We start from the raw sequence: 26571 nt of genomic DNA, 5'->3' as shown, positions 1-26571 counted from the left end.
CCTGTATTATCGTTTATTGATCTTTGTACATATCAATGCGATGGATATCAATCGAAACGTTTCGAGTTGTTCTCAAAAAAAATCCTTGTTTCCATCCTTATGGCAACAGGGTTGAATGCATCCCGTTCCAGTCCATACATAATTGATGGTTATGACACGTCTTTCAATCTTGCACTCTATAAACAGTTCGTGTCTAACACAATGAAACTGGCATTAAACGCCAGATTGAAACGTTTCGACATTTTCATTATAGTCGGTGTTGATAGCGATTTCAACCACTTTATCTATTTTTCACAGAAAAAGTTGATTTGTTCAATCTGTCCATCCACGTTACTTCGTTTATAGTATATACTGCATAATAATCGAGATTTGAGAATTACGCCAGTACACCAAGGGCATGAGACGAAAGATGCCCCTGCTGACTTATGTAAGGAGACAGTTATCCAATGAATATATCCAAGCCCATTTATCATAAAAAATCGCTGTCACGCGCCGTTTCCTCGCAGAAAATTCAGTCCATCCCCAATGCCCTGTTCAAGCTGCGCCATCTGGTGCAACTTCATGACCGTGAGGCGTTCTCCCGCACAGATGAGATGTGGAGCACACTTCATGTACTATACGTCATTACTGCTGGCCAGGCCAGACTGATCAGTGCAGAGGGTAAACTGACATTAAATGCGGGCTCCGCAGTGGTTCGGCAAGCCGGAAGCCTGCTTCAGCACGAGAACAAGCGAGGCTCACTATCACCAATACAGGGCATTGCTATTGCTTTTGATTCCACTGAAAATGAACAGCTGTTCTGGCCGTTCGGGATACCAGCTCCCATTGCGAGTCGTACTCTCACCGATAGGGCAGTAGAATTAGTTCAAGCCAGTACGGCAGGCCGTGATTCCAGTCCATTCAGGCCACATATGCTCTTCTATGAGTTACTGGATATTTTGCGGGATCATGTGGCTCATTCTGCTCATGAAGATCACTCCTGGCTTGATGCCGTGCTTAGACATATCCATCAGATGTATACCCATCCGCTGACCCGCGAACAATTGGCACGGGATGCAAATGTGAGTCCTGAGCATTTTTCACGGGAGTTCAAGAAGCATACAGGTCTTACGTTTGTTGAATATGTGACCCGTCTCAGAATCAGGATGGCTCAAGAACATCTGTTGTTCGCGAACCCTACCCTACAGGAAATTGCACAACTGACAGGCTACAGGGACACCTTCTATCTGAGTCGCAAATTCAAACAGATGGTTGGATCAGCACCAACACACTACCGAAAAATGCCAAAGAAGATTGTATCTTTGACTTACAATTATACGGCCTCGCTTCTGGCATTGGGCCACACTCCCCACATGGGCGCCGTAGCCAGCTGGATGGAAGAGAAACGGGGTGAACATGGTCAGGATGGTCATGAACCATTTGAGCAACATTCCGAATATAACCTAGTTAAACATACGGATCTGATTGCAAACGCTCAGCCCGATGTCATTGTCGGCTATGCACCGCATCCCGCTTCCGATGAACTACGTCTGATCGCACCGACCATTCTGATGCCTTTTGAGGAACTCGATTGGCAGGAGCAGCTTCTTCATTTGGGCCGAATCACAGGGCTTGAGTCCAATGCACAGACGTTGTTAAATCAATATCATCAACTTGAGCAAGAGGCGAATCATACATTGGATCAATGGATGGAAGGGACACGAGGGTCCGCTATTTGCATGTTTATGATTGGAGAGGACGGCGCTTATATCTATGGTCATGGCTGGGGCAGAGCTTCTCATGTGCTGTATCAATCGCTGGGCTTCACCCCACCGTCACGGATGGAGCAGGATGGACAATTACTCACGGGGTACGTTCATGTTCCGTTGTCCGAAATTCACTTGTATGCAGCAGATCACATGTTCATCGCTTATCCTATGGAGGCAGCCGAGCGAGAAATGCTGGATAACCTGCTGAATCAGGAATCCTGGGGTACTCTCTCCACGGTTCGTGAAGGCCGCGTATACGAGATTGATGCCGATATGTTCTATGGATTCGATCCCCTGTCCATCATGGAGCAGTTGCAGCATATCATGCGTCACCTGACATCATATTTGTCCATGCAGTAGTGATCATAGTTGTCCATGTACAAATATCACATCTTCCTCTATGTTATTAATGAGAATAATAATCATTATTGATTATATACAGGGGGAACAATGATATGTTTGCTGCAAAAAAACGCTTTTCCGGCTTGCTTCTTATGCTCGCCATCATTATGATTCTGGCGGCATGTAGCAGCGGTACAGGCTCGACGGCCACGGAACAGACATCGGCGACGGGAACAGAAACCACAGCCGGCTCTTCCGAAACGAACACAGACACGTCGTCCGGTTCAGACAATTCGGATGCTACACGAATCTACAAGTCATTAAGTGGGGATGTTGAAATTCCGGTTGAACCGAAACGGATCGTCACAGATATGTACGTAAGTGATCTGCTTGCACTGGGTGTGAAACCCGTTGGTGCTGTTCAATATTTTTTGGAAAACCCGTTCTATGCGGATCAGGTGACCGAAATAGAGAGTATCGGTGATCGGGCGGCGGTATCCATGGAGAAGGTCATAGCCTTGAACCCGGATCTGATCATTACCTATTCTGACCAGGCCAGCGAAATTGAGAGTTATCAAAAAATCGCACCTACCGTGGTCATCCCTTATGGTACATTCACCAATGTACATGACGAAATTCGGGGATTCGGAGAGCTGATGAACAAATCCGAAGCAGCCGAAGCTTGGCTAAAAACATATGATGAACGGATTGAAGCCGCTCGCGCTAAGGTGAAAACCGTCATCAAACCGGAGGAAACCTTCTCCATCCTTGAAGTATCCGACAAGAGTTATTATGGATATGGAGACAACTTTGGTCGAGGAGGACAAGCGGTCTACAGTGCTTTGCAACTTGCCCCACTCGAAATCACAAAAAAAGAACTGATGGGTGATACCCAATGGAAAGAGATTTCGCGTGAAGTCGTTGGTGATTATGCAGGGGATCATATCTTCTTAACCGTTGGGGAGAACAATAAAAATTATCAAGGCGACTCTATCTGGCAATCCCTCCCGGCTGTGAAAAACAATCAGGTGTACGAATTGTTGGAAGACCGTTACTGGTACTTTGACCCGATTGCGATTCAAGGTCAGGCTGAAGAATTCGCCGATATGATCGTAGAACGTGCCGAGCAAAACCGCAAATAACACAAGCAAGAATACAGGTGTCCGGACAGGCTAGGGCGCGTCTGAAAACTCCGAAGGAAGCAGATTTTGCCGAATTTTCGTTCCAAGCAAGAAAGTTTTCCGCAGGCGTGCCGGGGCACGTCAAGGGAAAGTGACGCAGCAGGGGGCGAAAAGGCGGTAAAAGATGCACTTCAGCGAGTTTTGAGACACGCCCTAATGCGCCTGATCGGGCATTTGTGTCATATCGAGGAGGACTTACATATGCTTCGCCGTTTTATGTCTTATTATCGTCCTTACAAAAGGCTCTTTATCTTGGACTTTTCCTGTGCGATCGCCGCCGCTCTGCTGGAGCTGGCCTTTCCACTCGCCGTGAACCGGGTGGTCGATCAATTGCTTCCGGCTGGCAATTGGTCCATGATCTTAGCGGCGTGTGCCGGATTGCTCGGCATCTACCTGCTCAGTTCCTTTTTCCATTATGCAGTCACCTATTGGGGGCACAAGCTCGGCATTAACATCGAATCCGATATGCGGAGAGAACTGTTCACGCGTGTACAGAAGCAGTCCTTCCGTTTCTTCGATAACAATAAGACCGGGCACCTGGTCTCCCGCATGACCAACGACCTGATGGATATTGGTGAGATTGCGCATCACGGACCCGAAGACCTGTTCATTGCCCTCATGACACTCGCCGGAGCTTTCGGTATCATGCTGGGGATCAACTGGCAACTCGCTGTGATGACGTTCATCATTGTGCCGCTGATGATCTACCTGTCGCTGTATTTCAGTCGCAAAATGTCCAAGGCGTTCAAGCGCATGTTTGCGGATATCGCCGATTATAACGCACGGGTCGAGAACAATGTGAGCGGCATCCGTGTGGTACAAGCTTTTGCCAATGAAAAGCATGAAGTAGGACGTTTCGTTGAGAACAACGAACGTTTCAGACTCACCAAACTAATCACCTACCGCATCATGGCCTGGAACTCTTCACTCAGTTTTATCCTGATGAAATTCGTATCGCTGTTTGTATTGGTGTGCGGAACCTGGTTTGTTATTCAAGGAAGTATGACTTATGGGGAGTTCATCGCTTTTGTGATGTTATCCAATGTATTCCTCGGACCGATCGAGAAGATTAACTCTGTCATCGAGACGTATCCCAAAGGCATCGCTGGATTCAGACGTTACCTAGAGTTGCTTGAGGCTGTACCTGATGTAGAAGATACACCACAGGCAAAACCGATTCCGGATGTGAAAGGCGATATCGCCTTCCATAACGTTACCTTTTCTTATGGAGAACACAAACCTACGCTGTCTCAGGTCAATCTGGATGTTCAGGCCGGCCAGACGGTGGCTCTGGTTGGACCATCGGGCGGGGGTAAAACGACGTTATGCAGTCTGATCCCACGTTTCTACGATGTGGATGCAGGACATATCTCCATCGATGGCATTCCGGTGAAGGACATGACCCTGGAATCACTGCGCTCCCATATCGGGATTGTGCAGCAGGATATTTTCCTGTTTGACGGAACGATTCGTGAGAATATTGCATACGGCAAGCTAAATGCTTCGGATGAAGAAATCTGGCAAGCCATTCGCCGAGCCCAACTGGAAGAGCTGGTACAGTCCCAACCAGACGGACTGGACACCATGATTGGTGAACGTGGCGTAAAATTGTCCGGCGGACAAAAGCAACGGTTGTCCATCGCCAGAATGATCCTGAAAAATCCACCTATTCTCATTCTGGATGAAGCCACCTCCGCACTCGATACCGAGACGGAAGCAGCCATCCAGCTGGCCTTATCTGAACTAGCTCAGGGACGTACGACATTAGTGATTGCCCATCGACTGGCGACCATCAGACACGCCGATCGTATCGTGGTCGTAGAGAACGGTAGCGTCGCTGAACAAGGTAGCCATGAAGAACTGCTCGCGCGTAAAGGCTCGTACAGCCGTCTGCATCAAGCACAGTTTGGGTAAATACAACGACAAAACAACCTTCCCTCAGAACTAGAGGTGAAGGTTGTTTTATTCATTTCAGGTATCCTTTTGATTTCCAGAATCGCTTCGCAAATGATTCAGCAGCGTACGGCAGCTCCCCATTCAGTAAATCCTCATTTGCTTGAATGAGCACTTGGCGTCCACGTTCGAGCAATTGAACGGCATGTAGTAATTGAGAGCCGCCTATATAATGAAGTTCAAGCAACACCGGTTCTTCTTCCTCATCCTCGTCCTTCTGAGCCGAGTATTCGATCAACACACTTTCCGTGCCGTCCTCATGTTGGTGCAGGGTATAATAGTATTTCTCCACCTGCGTCTCCCCTTGAGTATCCTTATACTCTCTTCCAATACGTAGCATAGCTGGCTGGGGAACACCATCACTCAGCTGACCTGCTTGTCGAAATGCATAATACAAGTCTCCAATCCACAGCCCATGCCGGTCGTCATCATAATAATCGTCATATGGCTCCACGATCGGCAAAGCTAATAAATCACGGATCAGTTGATGCGAAATTAAGGAACGGGCATACTGATAATTCGATACAGACTGCAACAAGGTGCTCCATCCTTGCTCGCTTAACTGCTGAATATCAGCAGGTGAGTTCTCCGAAAATACGTTCCATTCCGAATTCTCATTGTGCAGATAACGATATGCACCTGAGATCATCCAGACAGGTTTACCCGGTTGTAGGATATGTTTATCAGGAGAGTTGGAACCTTGATTTGATGGCTCCATCTTAAGCAACAATGCACAGTTATGGTCATCCTGAAAATAAAGACTGCGGAAATACCCCTCCTTATGCTCATCTCCATAGACCGATACTCGGCAAAATTGCTCATTCAACCAAAATTCATAGCTGTTGAGTAACTCATCCTCCTCTCTTACAGGCAACAAAGATGGATGAGTAAGACGCTCTATGTTCTCAGCGGTAATACGATGATCTTCGAACCAATCCGGCACATCTGGCTCTGATTCATCAGCGTGAATGTACTTTCGGTTGATTACAGGTCGTCCTTGCTGCAGCCTCTTTAACATTTCCTCTCGCCAAGGAAACGGCTCTGTATCTTCATCAATCACACATTCAGGAACCAATAACGCCAACATGTCAAAGCCCCGCCATGGTCCGAGATCCTCCCATTCTTCAAGCTGACGCTTCACATTACGCTGTCCTTGAACCTGAATCATATATTGCTCGGTACTTACCAGCAATCCACCTTCTACATTCCCTCTCACTGTCAATTCTCCATGGTTATAATCCCCCCAGAACATATCCTCCACATAGAGATTACCTGTAATATATATTTCCTGCCCACCCACGATCATATAGGGCGTTGTGAGATTCCCAAGTACAACCAGATTTGAACTGGCCGCGTCGGAACTTGTATTTCCAATATAACGATCCACTGTCAGATTTCCTTCAACCAAGATCAAAAAAGGTCCTTCATCCAACAACAGTTCACTGATATGAAGGTCACCAGAATGTAACCATACTTCCTCGGCTTCAAATTCACCGTTGTGCGCTTCATTCTGAGTGTACATCCAACTTTCCTGAGGCAACTTCGTTTTGATATCAGCAAAAGACACCTTGTGACCTATCTGATGTATGGACATGTCCTGACACTCCTCATCCAATAATATATGGATAGAATCTATCTGATCTACAGATAGACGACTACCCATTTTTATTATACTAGAGGAAATATACACCATTCCATAACAAAAACCCTCACCCGAGTAGAATGAAGGTTGAGCTTGTGAACGACAACAGCCCCAAGCCCATTATATACATATATGATCTAGTCCATTCTTATAACTTCCCATTCAAAATTGTGTTTGCCCGCTCACGAAAATCCTTTGCCGCCTGCTCAGGCGTAATTTTGCCAAACAACAGCAGATCATACAACTCACGTAATACCGCAGTGACCTCTGGCGCACCCACGGGATCAGGGGGGTCCATCTGAGTGCTGTTATCTGCAACCCAATCAATATAATCAAACACCTGCGCCAGCTCTGGTTCAACCACCAGCTTCATCCGCTCTTTGACACTGGATGAGACAGGCACACCCCGCTCCCCTTTGAGCAGCAGATTGGCATCCAAATCATTCACGAAAAAGCTGATGAACTTGGCTGCCTCTTCCTTATGTCTGGAATTGCCCGCCACGGAGAAAAACATCCCTGGCTTAAGGAATAACCCATCCTGACTGTTTGGCCCAGGCATCGGGGAGATGGTTAATGGCTTGCCATACCGCTGAGCGGTGCTGATAAATTGGTTGGAATACCCCCAGCTAAACAAAGCCTCTCCAAGATAGAACGGGTCGTTGTCCGATTTGCCAATGTCTGAAGTCCAAATATCCGGTGCAAAAATAAGCATCTTTTCCGCGAGCTGCTGCATCCTGCCAAAGTAATCAATAAACAACCCATCATCTTCATACCCCAATCTCTTGCCGTCCTCGGCGTACAGCTTGGAACCGTACTGTCTCAAGTAATACGCGAAAAACTGTTCGGGCGTAAAATAAGTTCCCAGGTAAATGCCTTTCCCCAACAATTGCTCGCCCATCCGGTCAAAATCCGCCCATGTCCACGTATCCGTTGGCAATTCAATATCATTGGCCTTCAACACTTCCGGATCATAGATGCTGAGCATGGCGTTTACCCCCAAACTGAGGCCGTAGGTTTTCCCATTCAGGCTTCCACTTTCCAGCTGTTCCTTCTCAATATCCGTCGTGTCGATGAGCCCACTCTGCATGTACGGCGTCATGTCCTCCAACAGTTGCAACGAACTGTACTGGGACAGATAGGAGATATCCATCTGAATAATGTCGGGCAACGCATTACCTGCTGCATGTGGTGCAAGTTTTCTCCAGTATTCGTTGAAACTGCTATATTCGTACTCAATGTTCACATGTGGATTCAGTTTCTCATACAGGTCGATCACGGCAATCGTTGCATTGTTGCGGAACTCCCCACCCCACCAAGCGATGCGCAAAGTTATCGGCTCTTCGTCCACAATCATGCCTGGCCTTTGATTCAGCTGGTTCACGCAGCCAGGAAGAGTCAGCATAAGACAGATCATGCCTATCGTTCGCAATAATCTTCTCATAGCTTCTCCTCCTTACATGGTGATGGGGGTGGCAGCAATACCGTTACTCTCGTTCCAAGCCCTGGCTTGCTCTCCAGCAGTACATCATATTCTTCGCCAAAAGCCAGACGTACCCGCTCCCTGATATTCAGCAGGCCAATACCTGTTCCTCTGGTTTTCACTTCTCCGCGAAGCACTTGCTCCACATATTCGGGCTCCATGCCGGGACCGTGATCCTCCACGATAAGGGCCAGCTTGCCACCTGATATCTCGGCAGACACTCGAATCAGACATGATCCAACCTGTGGTTCCAATCCGTATTGAATGGCATTCTCCAGGAGTGGCTGTAGGGTCAACTTGGGAATGGTACAACCCAGATAAGAAGCAGACACATCCATACGGAAATCCAGCCGCTGCCGAAAACGGTAGGTCTGAATGGTGATGTAATGATTGACGATCTCCAGCTCTTCCGCAATGGTAATGATATTTTGCTTGAAACTAATGGAGGAGCGCAGCAAATATCCGAGTGACAGCACCATGCTGGAGATTTGCTCCTGCCTGTTCTTTTTAGCGAGCCAATGGATTGAATCTAGCGCATTATACAAAAAGTGGGGATTGATCTGCGCCTGAAGCGCCTTGAACTCGGTTTCCTTAATGACCAGCTGGCTTGCATAATTTTCTTTGATCAAAGTATTAATATGTGTAATCATCAGTCGATACGTACGCTGTAGTAACCCCAGTTCATCCATGTGCTGGTGTGTGGGAATGATCAGATTGGCATCTATGTTCTCCAGATCTCCATACTGCACTTCCTTCATCTGACTGATGAGTTGCCTGATCGGCCTCGTCAGACTGCGTGCGAACACCATACCGAGCGCGAGAACAACCAGAATGGCGATAAGATAGACGACAATCAGTATATTTTTCAACCATATAATACGTTCAAAAATTTCATCATAAGAGGCCATATTATAATAAACCCAGCCGGTGTAGGCGGATTTCTTCTGGGAAAGAAATATCTCCCTCCCATCCAGATTCTTGATCTCATATCCCCCACTGCCTGGAAGTGGATTCAGTCCGGTGGACACCGCTTCTGGAAGCTGGCGATAAGGGTATACCACATCACTGCCTGCTTTTAAAATAATGTCACTGTCCTGGCTATCAATACCCGCATACTCTTCAACGAGTCGCTCGATATTAATACGCAGAAACAGTATGCCTACCGGTTCCAGGGTCATCGGTTCATAGGCTCGCACTTGACGTACCATAACCAGCATCGGGTCATCGTCATCCGGGTATAGCCAGCGTACTGCACCATTGGCCTGCTCCGCAGCCTCAATCATCCGATCATATTTTTCCGGGGATACGGTTAACGTTTCGCCATATTTATTCACTCTTCCCCTGGAATCAATCAGATGAACGGACTGCACATATCGTGCAGCCCCACTTATATGCTCCCATAGCCGATCCGTGATCTTCTTCCGTTCAATAAAGCTTGAATATGCGCTATCGTCATCCAGCAACGACTTCAAGGCCCTTTGAATTTGAGTATCGGAGATCATGTTTAATGATAACGCTTCCAACTTCTGAAGTTCAACATCCACTGTAGACGAGGAAAGGTTCAGCAGTCGGGACGACTTATCAAACAGCTGTTTGTCATACACCGAGTACGTATAGTACAAGGACCCAAAAGCGAGGATGATGATAAACGCCATCATGAACAACATCATCAGAAACATTTTCATTTTGATGCTCAGTTTGCGGTAGGCTGTCATGACCAAAGCGCTCCTTTGAACCACGTGATACTACTAGGTATATCACATACAGGAAGGTTTTCCCAAAGTTTTAGCGCTCGATTTTTCACGTATTATTTGGACTGATATCGATCATAGGCTGCCTGATGAACCTCGATCGCCCGGTCAATGTCCATGCTCTTGATTGTTTCGGCCATCTTGTCAAATTCGGTAATCGGTTTCTGTCCGCTAATAATGGCAGTCATCGTCTCATTCAAATACGTATTTACCTGACTCATGATGGACGTACTCGTGCTTACCTCATCCGTTGACAAACGAATTGGTGGAAGTGTTAATGCCGAGCTTGCTTTCATCCATTCCGCATTCGCCGCGCGCTGTCCGTCGTCAAATAATAATGCATCCAGATAACGACTATCCTGATTGATTGGACCGTCCATAATGGATAAGGCATAGGAAGCCAGTGCCTGATCATACGTCAGACCGTTCGAATTATCAATGATGGTATCTGTGAATTTGACACCTTCCCCGTCGCGAACGTAGCTGTCATTTTCGATACCAAAGTTGAACAGATCACTACCCTCTTCGCTATAGTTGTAGTCCATCCACTGTACAATATATTTCAGTTTGTCTTCGTCCGCGGAAGCCGTAATCGCCTCACCATAAGTCAACACTTTAGCATCCAGATTAAATGTCGCATAGGACGTTCCATCCTGAGATACAGGCCATGGTACGCCAGTCACGTTAAAGTTCGGATCGGTATCTCTCATCAGATTGAAATATTTCCCCATACCACTGAACACGCCACCCTGATATGCGCCTGCGAGATTGCTGGTAACCTTATAGTCAAATGCTTTACCGTCATTAGTCATGATCTCGGGATCAATCAGCCCTTCCTTGTACCACTTAGCCATGGTCTCCAAGAAATCACGGTAGCCCGGCTGAATCGGTCCGAATTCCACCTTGTCCCCATTCATCTGGAAGCCACCAATTACACCAAATGCCGCCGCAAAATCATGGAGCTTGGTCAGGTTGCCCGGTCCCCAGTTTCCGGTGAATGGCAGCTCATCTGGCTTGCCGTTGCCGTTAGGGTCCTGTTCCTTGAATGCCTTGAGTACCGTATACCACTCATCGATGTTGGTAGGTACTTTGAGATTTAATTTATCAAGCCAATCCTGGCGCATAATTAAACCGGAAGTGGCATTCAGCTTCAGTGCATCCAGCTTCAGCAGCGGGAACATATAGATCGTTCCATCGTCGAGTGCAATCTGCTTCTTCACATCTGGATCGGATTCAATAATCCGCTTCAGGTTCGGTGCATAACTGTCGATCAATTCATTCAACCGGATGATCCGGCCATCCTTGATCATTTTTTCCGGTCCGCCAACGGCATCCGCCCAGTTATAATAAATGACATCCGGCAGCTCCTTCGTGGAGATCAGCAGATTGAACTGGTCCCGCTGTTGTCCAAGCGGAGGATGTGTGAACTTCACTTTGATACCCGTCAGCTTCTCCTTTTCCTTATAAGCCGCCATATCGCCAAAATTGTTCATGGAAGCTGTCAGTTTGGCATCATTGGCGCGCCAGTAATCAATGGTAAATGGCTCACTTGTAATCGGTAGCGGTATCTCAGTCAAGGCCTGAACCGCAGGTTCTGTTCCCTCTGCTGGCTCTGCACTACCTGGTTCATTATCACCCGTACAGCCCGCCAGTAAAGACATGGTAAGTAGCGATGACAACAGGATGGACCCCATTCTTTTTTTCACGTAATTCGCCTCCATAGGATACATTTTTTATTGTTTCACAGCACCGATTAGGGCACCCTGAACAAAATAACGTTGGATGAACGGATATACCAGCATAATCGGCAGCGTGGAGATAATAATCGTCGCATATTTGATGTTCTCCCCAATGGCAAAGCCGGTATCCGCGCCAGCGCCCATGGCCTCCGTACTGCTGCTGATCAGAATATCACGCATAATAATCTGGATCGGATATAGCTCCTGACTGCGCAGGTAGAGCATCGGTCCGACATAATCATTCCAATGGTCAACCGCATAATACAGCATCATGACCGCCAGGATTGGCTTTGACAAAGGCAGTACAATTCGAAACAAAATCAGAAAGTCATTGGCACCATCAAGCTTCGCCGATTCGATCAGACTGATCGGAATGCCTTCGAAGTTTGTTTTCATAATGAGGAAATAGAACGTACTGATGGCACCCGGAATAATAAGCGCGAAACGGGTATCCACCATCCCCAGATTCTGAATTAGCAGAAACGTCGGAATCATGCCACCGCCAAAGAACATCGTGAACGTAATTAATTTCATCAGCGTTTTTCTACCCATCAGATCACTACGTGATAACCCATAGGCAGCCAGCGAAGTCATGAGCAGATTGATGGCTGTACCCACCACAACATAGAATAGGGTGTTCATGTAGCCCGTATAGATGCGAGTATCCTGAAATACCGATTTGTACGCGCCCAGCTGGAAGCCTTCAGGAATAAGCATGAGTGAACGGGAACGCAACATCTGATCCGGATCACTGATTGAAGAATTGAACACGTACAGCATCGGGTACAAGCATAGAACCATGATCACCAAGAGCAGCAAGGTATTAAATACATCAAAAAGACGTTCCCCTATAGACTGTTTCATCGCTTCACCTTCCGATTACCATAGACTGGTTGAGTTAAGCTTTCTGCTAATCGCGTTTGCGATAATGAGCAGCGCGAAATTAATGACGCCGTTAAATAGTCCGATGGCGGTTGAATACGTATAGTTGCCTTCCAAAATACCGGATCGATAGACAAAGGTGGATATGACATCCGATGTCTCATAGGTCGGTGCCGTTTGCATCAACAATATTTTCTGAAAATCAGCGTTCATCACCGCCCCCATGCGCAGAATTAACATGATCACAATCGTTGGCATGATACCCGGCAATGTAATGTGAAGCAGCTGTCTCCAGCGGCCTGCGCCGTCAATTTTGGAAGCCTCATATAACTGTGGATCAATTCCACTAAGTGCTGCCAAAAAGATAATGGAGGCCCAGCCTGCGCCCTGCCATATGTTGGACAGGATGTACATCGGACGGAACATATCCTTTTCCGCCAGAAACATAATCGGCTGCAGATCGAAAAAGTCACGAATGACATTAAATAACCCACCGTCCAGAGATGAGAACGTTTTCAACATTCCAACCACGACGACAACCGAGATGAAATGTGGCATATAACTGATCGTCTGCACCGTGCTTCTGAACCACTTTTTCCGTACTTCATTCAGTAACAGGGCCAGAATAATCGGAGCCGGGAAACCAAACACAATACTGTAAAAACTCAAAATCAGCGTGTTCTTAATCAGTCGCCAGAAATAATAACTCTCGAAAAACATGGTGAAGTTGTCAAATCCGACCCATTCGCCTGCCAAGATTCCTTTGATCGGGCTGTAGGATTCCTGAAATGCCATCAGCAGCCCGTACATCGGCCCATAGCTGAAGATCAGATAATAGGCTACAACAGGAACGAGCATCAGATACACGTATCTGTTGCGGACAAGCTCCTTTTTCACCAAACTCCATTTACCAGCTGGCTTCAAACGCCCAGGTTCAATCCCCCGGCTTCGATTCAGCTCCATCCACTCAACCTCCACTCGATGTTCATTCACTAACATGACACTTCTAATGATAGAAGCGAGCGCCTTTTCTTCCCATGCTCATTTCCGATAAATGGATGTTCAAAACCGAGTTCCGTCCGACAAAAAAAGACCCTGCTGCCGATGAATGGCGTACAGGGCGAGAACGTAGATCAGATGTAGATCGGATATCAGGAAGCTATGTAGAAGAGACAGCAACGCTGTCCTAGGGAACTTTTTTATACTCGGAAGGAGAGAATCCAGTGTATTTCTTGAACATTTTGCTGAAATACGGCCAGTTGGCACCAAAGCCTGTCTGTTCTGCAAGCGAGGATACGGTGCAGTTCCCGTCCTGCTCCAGAAGCTCCAATGCTCTTCGGATGCGATAGCTTAACACATAGTTCGTAAACTTCTCACCGGTTTCTTTTTTGAACATTTTGCCGATGTAGTCTGGATTCATGTATATTTCCCCGGCGATGGACTGGAGTGTCAGTGTTTCGTCCCTGTAGCGATTCTCCACGATCTGCTTCACACTGCCCACCATCTGTGATTGTCTGGATCGGTGTTGTTCGTAGCGGCGCAGGGTGATTTCCTTGGCGACGGCAAGCAGAAACTGTTGAAAAGAATGTAAGGTACTCGATTCAATCATGCCTGGCAACTGGTCCATATACCTTTTCATCTCGGTAGAGCCGCTGAGCCGAATAATTTCCATAAACATCTGAATAAGATAGGACTTCGTTTGGGATATATCGTATCGTAAGTCGGCGAGCAGCTGAAACATCCAGTTCAACTCTGTTCCGACTTCCTGCCAGTGTCCAGCCTTAATTGCAGTAGCCATCCGCTCTGGATCATATTCAAATTCGGGAAGAGTGCGCTCCCCGGGAGAGTAGACATCCCGCTCCATAATGAGACTGCCCTCACCAAGGTAAAAACGGTAATTGAGATACACCAGCGTCTGCATGTACAAATGGCGTGCCTGCGAAAGGTCTCCTGGCTCGCTCAGCGCAATCGTGAGATCATCATGATAATATCGGGTAAATGTGGCGCGAATCTCATCGATATTATGGAACAACTGTGTTTCAGACAACTTGTCCTCCATCATCAATAACACATGCCCACCAACCGTGGTACTTAAGATCGGATTATGAAAAATATCCTCGGCAATGTTCTTGACCGCAAACAAGTGCAAATACTCATGATCTCCCTCAATCTCTACCAGCAACAACCGCACACGCTGATCCTGAAACTGTACATCAAACAACTCCTCGAAATACTTCCATTCCTTGACCCCGTACGTTCTGTTGGTCACCAGCTCCTTCAGAAAATATTCCTTGGCATGCGGCAGTACACGCTCCAGATTATATTGGATCGACTGCACAAAACACTCCTGATCGGTCAACTCTCGCTTCTCACTGACCAATTCACTAATAGCCTGTACGAGATGCTCTTCACTGCAGGGCTTGAGCAAATAATGCTTCACTCCATAATGCATGGCCGTCTTCGCATATTCAAACTCCGTAAAACCCGTGAGCATAATAAACGAGATATCCTGATACTTTTCCGCCACAGCTTCAACCAGCTGTAACCCATCCATTCCCGGCATGCGAATGTCCGAGATAATGATATCCGGGCGTTGCCGCTCGATTGAAGCAAGCGCTTCCAATCCATCTTGAGCGATGCCGATCAGTTCTGTTCCTAATCGAGACCAGTTCACGACGCTGGAGATCCCGTCCGAGATCATAAATTCATCATCGACCAACAAAACCTTGTACATCGTATGCATCCCCCTGCCTTTAACCAGTTCCATTCTATTATATGGGCATTATGCACAAATAGAGGGAAGAACGTTGAATGACATGGAATTGCAGCATAACAAGTCTGATTTCTGAACAATCCTGTCTTATCTCATCGGAAAAATCATTCACTAGCCGGCTATTGGAGCTGGTCCTGCAAAGACAAAACAACCCTCACCCGCTAAAGGGTGAAGGTTATCCTCGCTTCATTTTACAATATCATTGGGGTACGGGAAGATTATAATAACGTCATAACATTACGTATCCATCCCATACTCCTTCACTTCACGATTGCGGTTCAACACCGCATGCAATACAAAACCAAGTACCGCAATCACCGCTGTGCCTGTTGCCAGCCACGCTACAGGAATAAGTCCCTGTTTGTCATACATAACCCCCATCGCATAGGGCCCGATAACCCGTCCAACCGCACCGATCCCACCAGATATCCCGATGTAAAAAGGTGCAGCCCTGCCGGCATGCTCCGAGATAAATGCAGGTGTTGCAGGGGAGATCAACATCTCTCCAAACGTGGCAAGTACCATGGCGAGCACCATGCCTGGATAGCTGTACATGGTAATCATGACAATGTAGGCCATGCCATAGAACACGGCACTCGCGGTCATCTGGGCCGTAGAGGTACGGGCCATGGTCCGTTTCACCCAGCTGGTAAAAGGTTGGCCTACAAAGATCAGCACCCCGTTCAGGGTCCAGAGCAGACCGTACATTCTTTTTTCCATACCCTCAGAGATGATATACGGGGACACGCCTGTATTCCAGATGGAATTACCAAATAACAGGAACAGCACGCCCAAGCTCATAAACAGATATAACCGGGTATTGCCCAGCAATGCCCAGACGCCCGGCCCATCGGGAACGGTTTTGCGTTTCGTCAGATGCACTTCCCCCTGATCCGGCTCAACCCGCGATAGATAATACCAGAAGAAAATCGCGAACCCGGCTGAGGTCACTCCGTTCAGTACAAAGCTGAGGTGATAGGAAAAGTCAGCCAGAAAACCACTCAGCGCCGTACCAATCGCCACCCCGATATTGTTCGCCACATAGATAATATTGAATAATTCACCGCGTCGCTCCGCAAACCGGAAGCCAATAAAGGCTTGAATCGCTGGCAGCGACAATGAACTGAACAGGCCAATCCAGCCCATGGCACATATAAATATGACCCAATACGCGCTAATCCAGGGCAACGCGAACAAACCTAACGCATTAAGCGCCAGTGAGCCAATAATCAGCTTCTTCACGCCCACCCGGTGATACAACGAACCTCCAAGCAATTGTCCGAAGATGCCACCCAGGGACTGAATGAGGATCACAAAACCCGCGTTTGCCATCGTCCGCCCAAGCTCATCAAATACATACATGGTGGTCAGCGGCCACATCAAGGCACTGCCGGTTGCGTTAACCAGACTTGCCAGTAAAAATACTCTCACTTCTTTTGGATAGTTATCCAGCCATCTCATCATCTCTAGTTCATTCTCCTTAATACGCTACAAAACGTGATACCATACCAAAACAAAAAAAGCCTTAGCCCTGACGGCATAACCAGCCAGAGCGAAGGCCTTTGGAAGTGTTACTTTTTATTGCTCTTTAGATCCTGATACATTTTGTTCTTTGTTTATCTTACCTCAAAAAAATCACGCTGCAAGCACACTCATTGACGCTTCACTTCAACAGTGGCCGAGAAAAAGGTCGCCCCGTTACCCATGTCCGACAACCGATTGGAAGTGAGTGAATTGGCTCGCTGCTTCTTCCCGTCACCATCCCACCATAAGCCTTGGCTGATGACGGTTCCCGGCAACATGGCTTCACTTACCTTGGCAGTAAGTTCGATGCGCCCGCGATCATTCCATACCACTACTGCATCTCCATCCTCCACGTTTCTACGGATGGCGTCTTCGGGGTGTATCTGCAATAGAGGCATCTTTTCCAAACGTTGATGTTTGGCTGAATTGCCAAAGGTGGAGTTCAGGAAATTATGGTTAGGCGGTGACAGGAACATCAAAGGATACGTATCGGCAGGTCCAGCAGGATTCTCCCCATCATATCCTTCAACCAAAGCACTATAAGTAGGGAGCGGCGGAAGACCTCTCTGTTCCATTGTCTCTGAGTACAATTCAATTTTGCCTGAAGGCGTGGGCAGCTGATCCAGAAATGCAGCATGTGGCGTCATATCCAGCTTCACGAATCGGTGCTGCTTCAGTCCCTCCAACGTGACTCCATTCATGTAGGGGTTGCCTGTGCCCTGAAGTGCGTCCTCAATCATCTGTTCCGGCGTTTCTCCGAAGATTGCAGGATCGTACCCCATAGCCTGCCCAAGCAGTGAGAACAGTTCCACATTGCTCTTGCTCTCCCCAATCGGTGCAATTACCGGCTCTTGCAGATGAACGTACTGATGCCAATAAGAGGTATACAAGTCTGTCGCTTCAAATGAAGACGTGGCTGGCAATACGATATCTGCATATTTCGCGGTATCCGTCATGAACAGATCATGCACAACCGTGAAAAGATCCTCACGTGCAAAACCTCGCTCCACCCGCTCGGTATCCGGTGCCACCACCAGTGGATTGCTGCAGTAAACCATCATAGCCCGGATCGGCTGCTCTGCTTCCAGCAACGCTTCACCAATCCGGTTCATGTTCACTACTCGCGGCTCCGGATTCTGCCGCAGCTCCGGACGTTCCAGCGCGTCGCTATTTGTGCTCGCGTAGCTGTTGGTGCGAACAGCACCGCCGCCTTGCTTCAGCCATTGCCCTGTAATGGCAGGCAGACAAGCAACGCTACGCACGTTCATTCCCCCATTATCATGGTGCTGGAGGCCATTGCCGATGTGAATATGGGCTGCCTGTGCGTTGCCGTATAGCTCGGCCAGCTCCACAATGGTTTCCTCCGGCACGCCCGTAATGCGTGCAACGCGGTCAGGGGTGTAACTGCGGACATGATCACGTAGTTTCTCATGTCCCACCGTATATTTTTGCATAAACGCTTCATCCGTCAGTCCCCGTTCGAACAGCACATGCATCAATCCGAGCGCCAGTGCACTGTCCGTGCCCGGATACAGCGGAATAAACCAGTCGCCCCATTGGGCCGTACGATTGCGATGAACGTCAATTACGACGATCTTGGCGCCTTTCTTGCGGGCTTTCTCCGCCAAAACAACCTGGTGCATATTCGTACTGACGATATTACCGCCCCACACCAGGATCAGATCCGCATGCTCCGTATCTTCCGGCACCGTTCCATGGTTGGCGCCCATCGTATATTTCCAGCCGGTATTTCCGGCCGCATTACAGATCGTCTGCTCCAGTACACTCGCACCAAGCACATTGAAGAAACGTCGGTCCATGCCGTCTACGCCGAGAATGCCCATGTTACCGTAAAAGCTGTAGGGCAGGATGCTCTCCGGGCCGTAAGTCTCGGACAATGCAGTGAATTTGGTCGTAATCTCGCGAATTGCTTCATCCCAACTCATTCGTTCGAACTTGCCTTCCCCTTTGGCTCCTACACGTTTCATCGGATATTGTAGACGCTCAGGGTGATACACCCGCTCGGTCATATTTCTGACTTTATTACAAATGGCACCCTTGGTGATCGGATGATCCGGATTGCCTGCCACCTTCACAATTTTACCGTTCTCTTTATGTAGTAACAGACCACAAGTATCCGGACAATCGAGCGGGCATACCGCTGCGAAAACTCCATTCTCCTGATCGATCATAGTAAGGCTCCCCCTCTATAAAAGCTATCCCTATATCATATCTTCTTCGAGGTTATCACGTAAAGAGAACAGTATATTTTCGCCTAATATTCTCCGCTATAGCAGCTTCAAATTATTCTCAAAAAATTGTTTTTGAGTTTGATTCAACTTCAGAATTCAGGGGTAAATTAAAAATAAGGCATTAGGCTAGTGTTTCCCCACTTCCTCCTCATGCCATATCATGGACCACTCCCGAAATTCGCCATGAACAGGTTTCGTTCCCCCGAACCTTGTCATGGCGAATTTATTTTGCGTTAAACTCCAATAATGTCCTCCATACAAAAAACGATCCCGCCCTGCTCCATCACAGCATATTCGCCATGAACGAGCAAGATCAGAATCGTCTTCACTTCTACTATAAGGTGTATATATACCGCGCTGCGCCCTCTATGCCTGTTTGCTCCACATTGCTCTGGCCTCAGTCTCCACAGGTTCGATCGATGTTGCTACCTCTGGTTTCACTTTCGGCTCAGCTTGGCGCAGGTACACCACCCAATAGGCTGCAGCTACAAACAGAGCTCCCCCAGTCAGATTCCCGAGCCATACTGGAATGAAATTCATGACATATTGTCCCCACGAATAATACCCTTCGAAGATTGCTGCCGGGATGAGAAACATATTGGCTACAACGTGCTGGAATCCAATGGCCACAAATGCCATCGTTGGAAACCAAATGCCCAGTACCTTGCCACTCATCGTATCCGATGCATAAGATAGCCACACGGCCAGCGCAACTAGCCAGTTACAGCCGATACCAGAGATGAAAGCTTGCAGGAAGCCATCATGCAACTTATGTCCAGCCATATCCACCACTTTCGCCAGATAAACACCCTCACCAGTCAGACCAAGCACATGTCCAAACGCGTACGCAACAAACAAAGCTCCAACAAAGTTGCCAATCGTCACTAAGGTTAGATTTTTCAACATGCTACCTGCGGATAATTTCCGTGCAATCGTCGCGAGTGGAACAGCCATCATATTTCCCGTCAGCAACTCGCCACCACCGATGAGTACCATGATCAATCCCACCGGGAACACCGCTGCTCCAATCAGATTAACCAGACTTCCCCACTCTGCCGGAGCAGATGCAATCACCCGAATATCCAGTAGAAAACCCAGCGCGATAAAAGCCCCTGCCAGAAAACTGAGCACCAGTACAGAAGACACCGGATATTGAGCCTTCTTCATGCCTGTTTGCGCCGTATATTGTGCAACCTCAAGAGGTGTTTTTGCTGCCATATCATTCATCCTCTCCTTCATTGTTCATCGTTTGGGAAAACGACCTGAAACTCATTTTTTATGCGTTTAACGCCCTATCACAATTGTATCTCGGTGCCGCGCAAAACTTTGTGCAAATTATCACAAATCTGTTTATAAAGAAACTTCAAAATTATCGTTTTCAGGTAAATGCGACTGTTATAGAAACTTATACATATGAAGAAAATTGCTCAGAATTTGTTCAGAATCAATTTGTATAATAGGCACACATATTGAATTTACATCTGTTGGGCAGGGTCAGATTTGGGTTAGAAACAGTTACATGTTTGTATGTCATCAAAATGATGTTCTGTAGGTAATTTCATAGCATATCTACGGACAATAGGAGGTTTAAACATGTTCAAACATTCTTTACGCTGGAGAACATTTATGATGTATGCTTTGATATTCACTCTGGTTCTCCCCAATGTCCTTCTTCCCCAAGATCATGCTTCCGCTAACGGAAATGTGAATATACTGTCCGCAGTCAATAACAACGTCGATCGTAATCTGGTAAACGTCGTTTATGCTAACGGGAAATACACTGCAGTGGGTGAAAAGGGACGTATTGTTCAGTCCACAGATGGATTAAACTGGGCTGTAGTGAATACAGGAGTTTCTAACGAAAAAACATCATGGAGAAGCCTCGTGTATGCAAACAATGTATATGTCGCAGTCGGGGTGGAATCTACTCCCAATAAAGCAAGATTGATCGTTTCGTCTGATGGCGAAACTTGGGCTGACAAATCATCGGGAATTAATGGTGACATTTTGCAAAAAGTCGTTTATGTTAACGGCAACTTTTATGCTGTTGGTGGAAAATGGCATGCCAGTGACCGAGCGCAAGATGTCGGCATTATCTATTCATCTTCGGATGGGGTGACATGGACGTTATGGAGTACTGTACCAAAAATTTGGCCACCAAGTACCACAACAAGCACCCCCTTTTATCTGATGGACCTGGCCTATATTTCTGGCAGATATGTTGTTGGAGGTAACGTATTAGGCGGATATGCCTACTCCAGTAACGGGACAAGCTGGACGAACGGGTTCAAAGGCAACTATGACTTGGGAGGGTTCGCTGTCTACAACGGTAAGCTTCACATGCTTGAAAGCCAAACAAATGGCTACTCCAGTAGTGACGGGATAACGTTTACAGCTGACTCCTCCTATAATGGTACATTCGGCGTACTGAAAGATGGCGGGACACTCTATCGTTTCGGTACATCGGGTAAACTGGATTCATCCACAGATAACGGCGTCAATTGGACCCCGGAACTCAAAGTAACCAATATGACCATCCAATCTGCAGCTTCGAATGGAACGGGTATGGTCCTTGTCACCTCGGCTTCAAACAGCCTTGTCGTCACCGCGGACAAATCCGATTGGAAAAAAATCGCGGGAAATCTGCAGGGCATCGCTTATAACGGTAGCAACTGGGTGGTTGTCGGTGATTCACTCTATGGAAGTGATACAACAGATGGCCTTATATTGAATTCGGCTAGCGATTGGGAACATCTAAGTACAAATAGTCAGTTTCTTCCTACAGAGGCTTTTTCCAAAGTAGCTTACGGCAACAACACTTTTGTAGCCATGGGTAAAAAAATCGGGGTATCCGCCGATGGTGAACATTGGACACTCAGCAATCTTCCCGCCGGTGTAACGGGCAGAGTAGTAGCGCTGACCTATGGTGCAAGTGGAGGTTTTGTTGCAGTAACTGATACGGGTGATACGCTCAACTCCGTTGACGGATTATCTTGGACGAAGGGCACAAACATCGCACTTCCATATAGAGATATATTTAATGTGAAGTATGTTAACGGTGCATATATCGCAACAGGTTACGGAGTAATTTGGAAGTCTGATGCAAATGGATTGAATTGGAACCAGATCATTGATTCCAATGATGAAATTCATAAAAAATATTACGCGTTAAATGACATCATCTATGTAAATGGAAAATATGTAATTGTCGGATCAGATGATTATTCGTTTCCTATCATGTTAGAAACGACAGGTGTCTTGAACACTAGCTCAACGTGGACCAAACATAACGTTGATAATGTCAACTCAGTTAATTTAAAATCAATCGCATATGGAGATGGTATCTACGTAACACCAGGCATACAGTATGACGAATACTATAACGAATACTACATGATGTATTCTTCATCGGACCTGATCAATTGGACACCGTACGATGAGAATACACTGGGCATGGTCGGGAAAGGTTTAAACACCGTTTATTATCATGATGGTAATTTCTATATTGCAGGTAACGACAACGCAAGAATTGTATTTGGAAGTGCTGCACCGGGTAGCAATAACACGGGTCTAACACATGTACTTGGACAGACTGACAGTGCTCCAGGAGGCGGAGATGGAACGACATCTGGGACAGCAGTTAGCTGGACAGTTACCGTGCCTAACACGAGCTCAACACTGGGACTAGCCGATCTTGTACTTGCAGATAATCAGGCCAAGATTGAGTTGTTCAGCAATAGTGACTATACCACTGGTGCAGTTACTGGCAACTCAACGATCCCACTCACCGCAGGTGGAGGTACCACTGCATACATTAAGGTGACGGCAGCCGACAACACAACCGTGAAATATTATGCAGTAACGGTGAACCGTACAGCTACACTAGAAACGACACCAGCTGCTGTAATCAGCTATGTAGATGAGAAATTAACAGGACTCGTTCCTAATGCTGTATACTCCGTTAACGGAGCTAATGCTGTTGCAGATGTTTCAGGGCATATCGCTATCGACAACAGTTGGATCGGAACCACATTGTCCATCGTGAAGACAGGCAATGGCACCACAACTACAGACAGCTCAGCTCAAACATTGGTCATTCCAGCTCGTCCTGCAACTCCAACTGGCGTTAGCAAGACGGATGAAACATCGAACGGCGCTCATGATGGAACGATTACAAATGTAACGAATCAGATGGAGTACAAAAAAGACATCAACGGTGCATGGACAGCTATCACAAACACAACGGTTACAGGACTTGAGCCAGGTACGTATTATGTTCGTACCAAAGCAACTCCTTCTGCATTTGCTTCCGCAGAAACCCCAGCGACAGTTGGTTCAACGTCCGCAACACCGGAAACAATACCAGCCGCTGTAATTAGCTATGTGGACGAACAATTGACAGGGCTTGTTCCTAACGCTGCATACTCCATTAACGGAGCTAATGCTGTCGCAGATGGTTTAGGTCAGATCACTATCGACAATAGTTGGATCGGAACCACATTGTCCATCGTGAAGACAGGCAATGGCACCACAACTACAGACAGCTCAGCTCAAACCTTGGTCATTCCAGCTCGTCCTGCGACTCCATCCGGAATCGGCAAGACGGATGAAAGCTTTGATGGAGCGAATGATGGAACAATCACCAATGTCACGGATCAGATGGAGTACAAAAAAGACGTCAACGGTGCATGGACAGCTATCGCAAACACATCGGTTACGGCTCTCACACCAGATCGATACTATGTGCGTATCAAAGCAACCTCTTCTGCGTTTGCATCCGCCGAAGCGCCCGTGACCATTGGTTCTGCTTCTGCTACACCGGAAACGACACCAGCCGCTGTTATCAGCTATGTGGACGAGCAACTGACAGGACTCGTGCCTAACGCTCCATATTCCATCAACGGAGTGAATGCTACTGCAGATGCTTCAGGTCAGATCACTATCGACAACAGCTGGATCGGAACGACGTTGTCCATTGTTAAGACAGGCAATGGCACCACAACTACAGATAGCTCAGCTCAAACACTTGCAATTCCATCGCGTCCTGCGGCTCCAACAGAAGTAGGCAAGACGGATGAAACCTCCAATGGGGCTCATGATGGAACGATCACGAATGTAACAGATCAAATGGAATACAAAAAAGACGTTAACGGTTCTTGGATAACTATCGCTAACACATCGGTTACAGGGCTGGCGCCGAGTACGTACTATGTTCGTACAAAGGCAACATCCTCTACGTTTGCATCATCAGAAGTACCAGTGACCGTAGGTTCCAATGCTTCGGTACCTGCTGCACCGAATGTCACTGCGGATGACCAGAACAACACGATTATCGGTTTGGACACTACCATGGAATACCAAATCGACAATGGAGCCTACATCCGGTTTGATGGCTCCAGTACACCAGTTCTTAGTGGTGAACATACGGTTAATGTACGTGTGGCTGCGGACGGTTCAGTTCCTGCCGGAACGGAGAAAACACTCCATTTCACAGCGAATCTTGCAACCGACTTGATCGTGGTCGCGGTTGATCCTAGCGGGTCAACAAATAACGGAAAAACACTCATTACTGTAACCCCTGCAATTCAGGGTAATGGACACCGTTTCGTTTACAAAAACTTCGGTACCGGAAATATCAACGTGCCAACTATTGGTGATGTAGCTACAGGCTACGAAAACTGGCCGAATAATGGTCTAATCAACGCGGCAAACGGAGATAAAATCGCTGTTGCCGAAGTAGATGTCGAAGGTAAGATTGTAAAATTCGGATGGACTTCATCTGTAGTAACGAATGAGCCTGCACCAGGAACCAATAATCCTGATGTTCCCGTCGTCTCTCCGCCTTCAGGGGGAAACAGCACGACGAGTCCGAACACCAATAACGGTAACAATAGTAATAATAATGCAAGCGACGAAGATGTCATCATTATCGTAAACGGCAAAACTGAAAATGCAGGGAAGATGAAAACAACGGAAGCCAATGGTGTTAAAACCACAGTACTTATCGTTGATCCGGCGAGGTTGCAGGCGAAACTGGATGCCGAAGGCCCTCGGGCGATCGTCACCATTCCAGTTAAATCATCCTCCAATGTCATCGTTGGCGAGTTGAACGGCCAGTCGGTGAAAAACATGGAACGTCTGTCCGCAACGCTGGTTCTCCAGACAGACCAGGCGAGTTACACACTCCCTGCTTCAGAGATTAACATTGATGCTATTGCCGAGAGTATCGGCAGCGGCCTGAAACTGGAAGATATTGTAGTTCGTATTACGATAGCTAAATCTTCGGATACAATGAATCAGGTTGCAGTGAATGCAGCAGCTCAAGGTGATTTTACACTCGTTGCCTCACCTGTTGACTTCACAGTAACTGGAGAGTACAACGGCCAAACGACTGAAATAACCAAGTTCAACGCATACGTTGAACGCAGAATTGCATTGTCTGCCGAGATCGATCCGAATAAGATTACAACCGGCATTGTCGTAGAGCCTGACGGTACAGTAAGACATGTACCAACCAAGGTTGTTTTGGAGCAAGGGACATTTTATGCGGAGATTAACAGTTTGACGAACAGCACGTACGGGATTGTATGGAACCCGCTGACATTTGCGGATGTGGAGAAACACTGGGCGAAAGAAGCCGTCAACGATATGGGTTCCCGAATGATCATCCATGGCGTTAACGATACGACCTTCAACCCTGACAAAGCGATCACACGAGCTGAATTCGCAGCTATCATCGTTCGCGGATTGGGTCTCAAGTTAGGTGAAGGTGCACAACCATTCCGGGATGTCACTACGAAGGATTGGTATTCCAGCGCGGTTCAGACTGCGGCTTCCTACGAACTGATTAACGGGTTTGAGGATGGTACGTTCCGTCCGAATGACACGATTACACGGGAACAGGCCATGACGTTAATCGCGAGAGCGATGAAGTTGACAGGTCTTGCAGACCAATACGCTACTCTGGATGCTAACGAGATTCTCTCTACATTTAAGGATAGCGCTAATGCCGGCAACTGGGCGAAGGATAACATCGCACTGACAGCCAAAGCAGGCCTCATCAGTGGACGTAGTGATGGTAATCTTGCGGCAAAAGCCAATGTTACACGTGCAGAAGTAGCGACTCTGATTCAGCGTCTATTGAGCAAATCCGATCTAATCTAAAGATTATGAGTTAGCTCGAAGATCGGCCCACTTCATAAGAGTGGGCCGGTCTTATTTATTTTGACAACTTATGTGATATGTAAATTCATATAAATTCAGGTACTCTAGCTGTGATACAACCAGCAGCAATACACACACAA

The 26571-nt window shown here is 47.3% G+C and carries 14 protein-coding genes; 4 read left to right on the top strand and 10 right to left on the bottom strand.

What is annotated here, in order from left to right:
* Window positions 1-446 precede the first annotated feature (446 nt).
* The 3 genes from OM416_RS21295 to OM416_RS21285 all read left to right on the top strand — a co-directional run bounded on the left by OM416_RS21295 (window position 447) and on the right by OM416_RS21285 (window position 5185).
* Complete coding sequence (locus OM416_RS21295; RefSeq protein WP_264932775.1) at window positions 447-2108, top strand: AraC family transcriptional regulator; 1662 nt, start codon at window positions 447-449, stop codon at window positions 2106-2108.
* Window positions 2109-2203: 95 nt separating this feature from the next.
* A complete protein-coding gene (locus OM416_RS21290; RefSeq protein ID WP_264932774.1) occupies window positions 2204-3232 on the top strand; it encodes an ABC transporter substrate-binding protein in 1029 nt (342 codons plus the stop codon).
* 240 nt (window positions 3233-3472) lie between these two features.
* Window positions 3473-5185 (top strand): ABC transporter ATP-binding protein, encoded by a 1713-nt coding sequence (locus OM416_RS21285; protein WP_264932773.1) that lies wholly within the window; start codon window positions 3473-3475, stop codon window positions 5183-5185.
* Between the two features lie 52 nt (window positions 5186-5237).
* On the opposite strand, the gene OM416_RS21280 is transcribed toward OM416_RS21285, so the two are convergent.
* From OM416_RS21280 to OM416_RS21235, 10 genes are all read right to left on the bottom strand, one after another.
* Window positions 5238-6818: a hypothetical protein gene (locus OM416_RS21280; RefSeq protein ID WP_264932772.1), complete on the bottom strand. Its 1581-nt coding sequence runs from the start codon at window positions 6816-6818 to the stop codon at window positions 5238-5240.
* A gap of 196 nt (window positions 6819-7014) precedes the next feature.
* A complete protein-coding gene (locus OM416_RS21275) occupies window positions 7015-8307 on the bottom strand; it encodes an ABC transporter substrate-binding protein (RefSeq protein WP_264932771.1) in 1293 nt (430 codons plus the stop codon).
* On the bottom strand, window positions 8304-10061 hold the full coding sequence (locus OM416_RS21270) for a sensor histidine kinase (RefSeq protein ID WP_264932770.1): 1758 nt from the start codon (window positions 10059-10061) through the stop codon (window positions 8304-8306). Before OM416_RS21270 ends, OM416_RS21275 begins: the two co-directional genes overlap by 4 nt.
* A gap of 92 nt (window positions 10062-10153) precedes the next feature.
* Window positions 10154-11803, bottom strand: a complete 1650-nt coding sequence (locus OM416_RS21265) for an extracellular solute-binding protein (RefSeq protein ID WP_264932769.1) — start codon at window positions 11801-11803, stop codon at window positions 10154-10156.
* 27 nt (window positions 11804-11830) lie between these two features.
* The gene (locus tag OM416_RS21260; RefSeq protein ID WP_264932768.1) at window positions 11831-12700 is read right to left on the bottom strand and encodes a carbohydrate ABC transporter permease; all 870 of its coding nucleotides are present in this window, start codon (window positions 12698-12700) and stop codon (window positions 11831-11833) included.
* A 15-nt stretch (window positions 12701-12715) separates the two neighbouring features.
* Window positions 12716-13681: an ABC transporter permease gene (locus OM416_RS21255; protein WP_264932767.1), complete on the bottom strand. Its 966-nt coding sequence runs from the start codon at window positions 13679-13681 to the stop codon at window positions 12716-12718.
* 223 nt (window positions 13682-13904) lie between these two features.
* Window positions 13905-15452 carry a response regulator gene (locus tag OM416_RS21250; RefSeq protein ID WP_264932765.1) on the bottom strand — a complete coding sequence of 516 codons (1548 nt, stop codon included), beginning with the start codon at window positions 15450-15452 and terminating at the stop codon, window positions 13905-13907.
* A 276-nt stretch (window positions 15453-15728) separates the two neighbouring features.
* Entirely contained in the window at window positions 15729-16952 is a 1224-nt protein-coding gene (locus OM416_RS21245; protein WP_264932876.1) for an MFS transporter, read from the bottom strand.
* A gap of 191 nt (window positions 16953-17143) precedes the next feature.
* Complete coding sequence (locus tag OM416_RS21240) at window positions 17144-19207, bottom strand: molybdopterin-dependent oxidoreductase (protein WP_264932763.1); 2064 nt, start codon at window positions 19205-19207, stop codon at window positions 17144-17146.
* Window positions 19208-19633: 426 nt separating this feature from the next.
* Window positions 19634-20485, bottom strand: coding sequence for a formate/nitrite transporter family protein (locus OM416_RS21235; RefSeq protein WP_145149467.1), 852 nt, complete (start codon window positions 20483-20485; stop codon window positions 19634-19636).
* A gap of 375 nt (window positions 20486-20860) precedes the next feature.
* Between OM416_RS21235 and OM416_RS21230 the strand changes: the two genes are divergently transcribed.
* Complete coding sequence (locus OM416_RS21230) at window positions 20861-26431, top strand: S-layer homology domain-containing protein (RefSeq protein WP_264932759.1); 5571 nt, start codon at window positions 20861-20863, stop codon at window positions 26429-26431.
* Window positions 26432-26571 lie beyond the last annotated feature (140 nt).

The sequence above is a fragment of the Paenibacillus sp. LS1 genome (genome assembly GCF_026013365.1).
Lineage (GTDB): Bacteria > Bacillota > Bacilli > Paenibacillales > Paenibacillaceae > Paenibacillus.
Note: the sequence above shows the minus strand (reverse complement) of the source record. Positions and strands in the feature narration are given on the sequence as shown.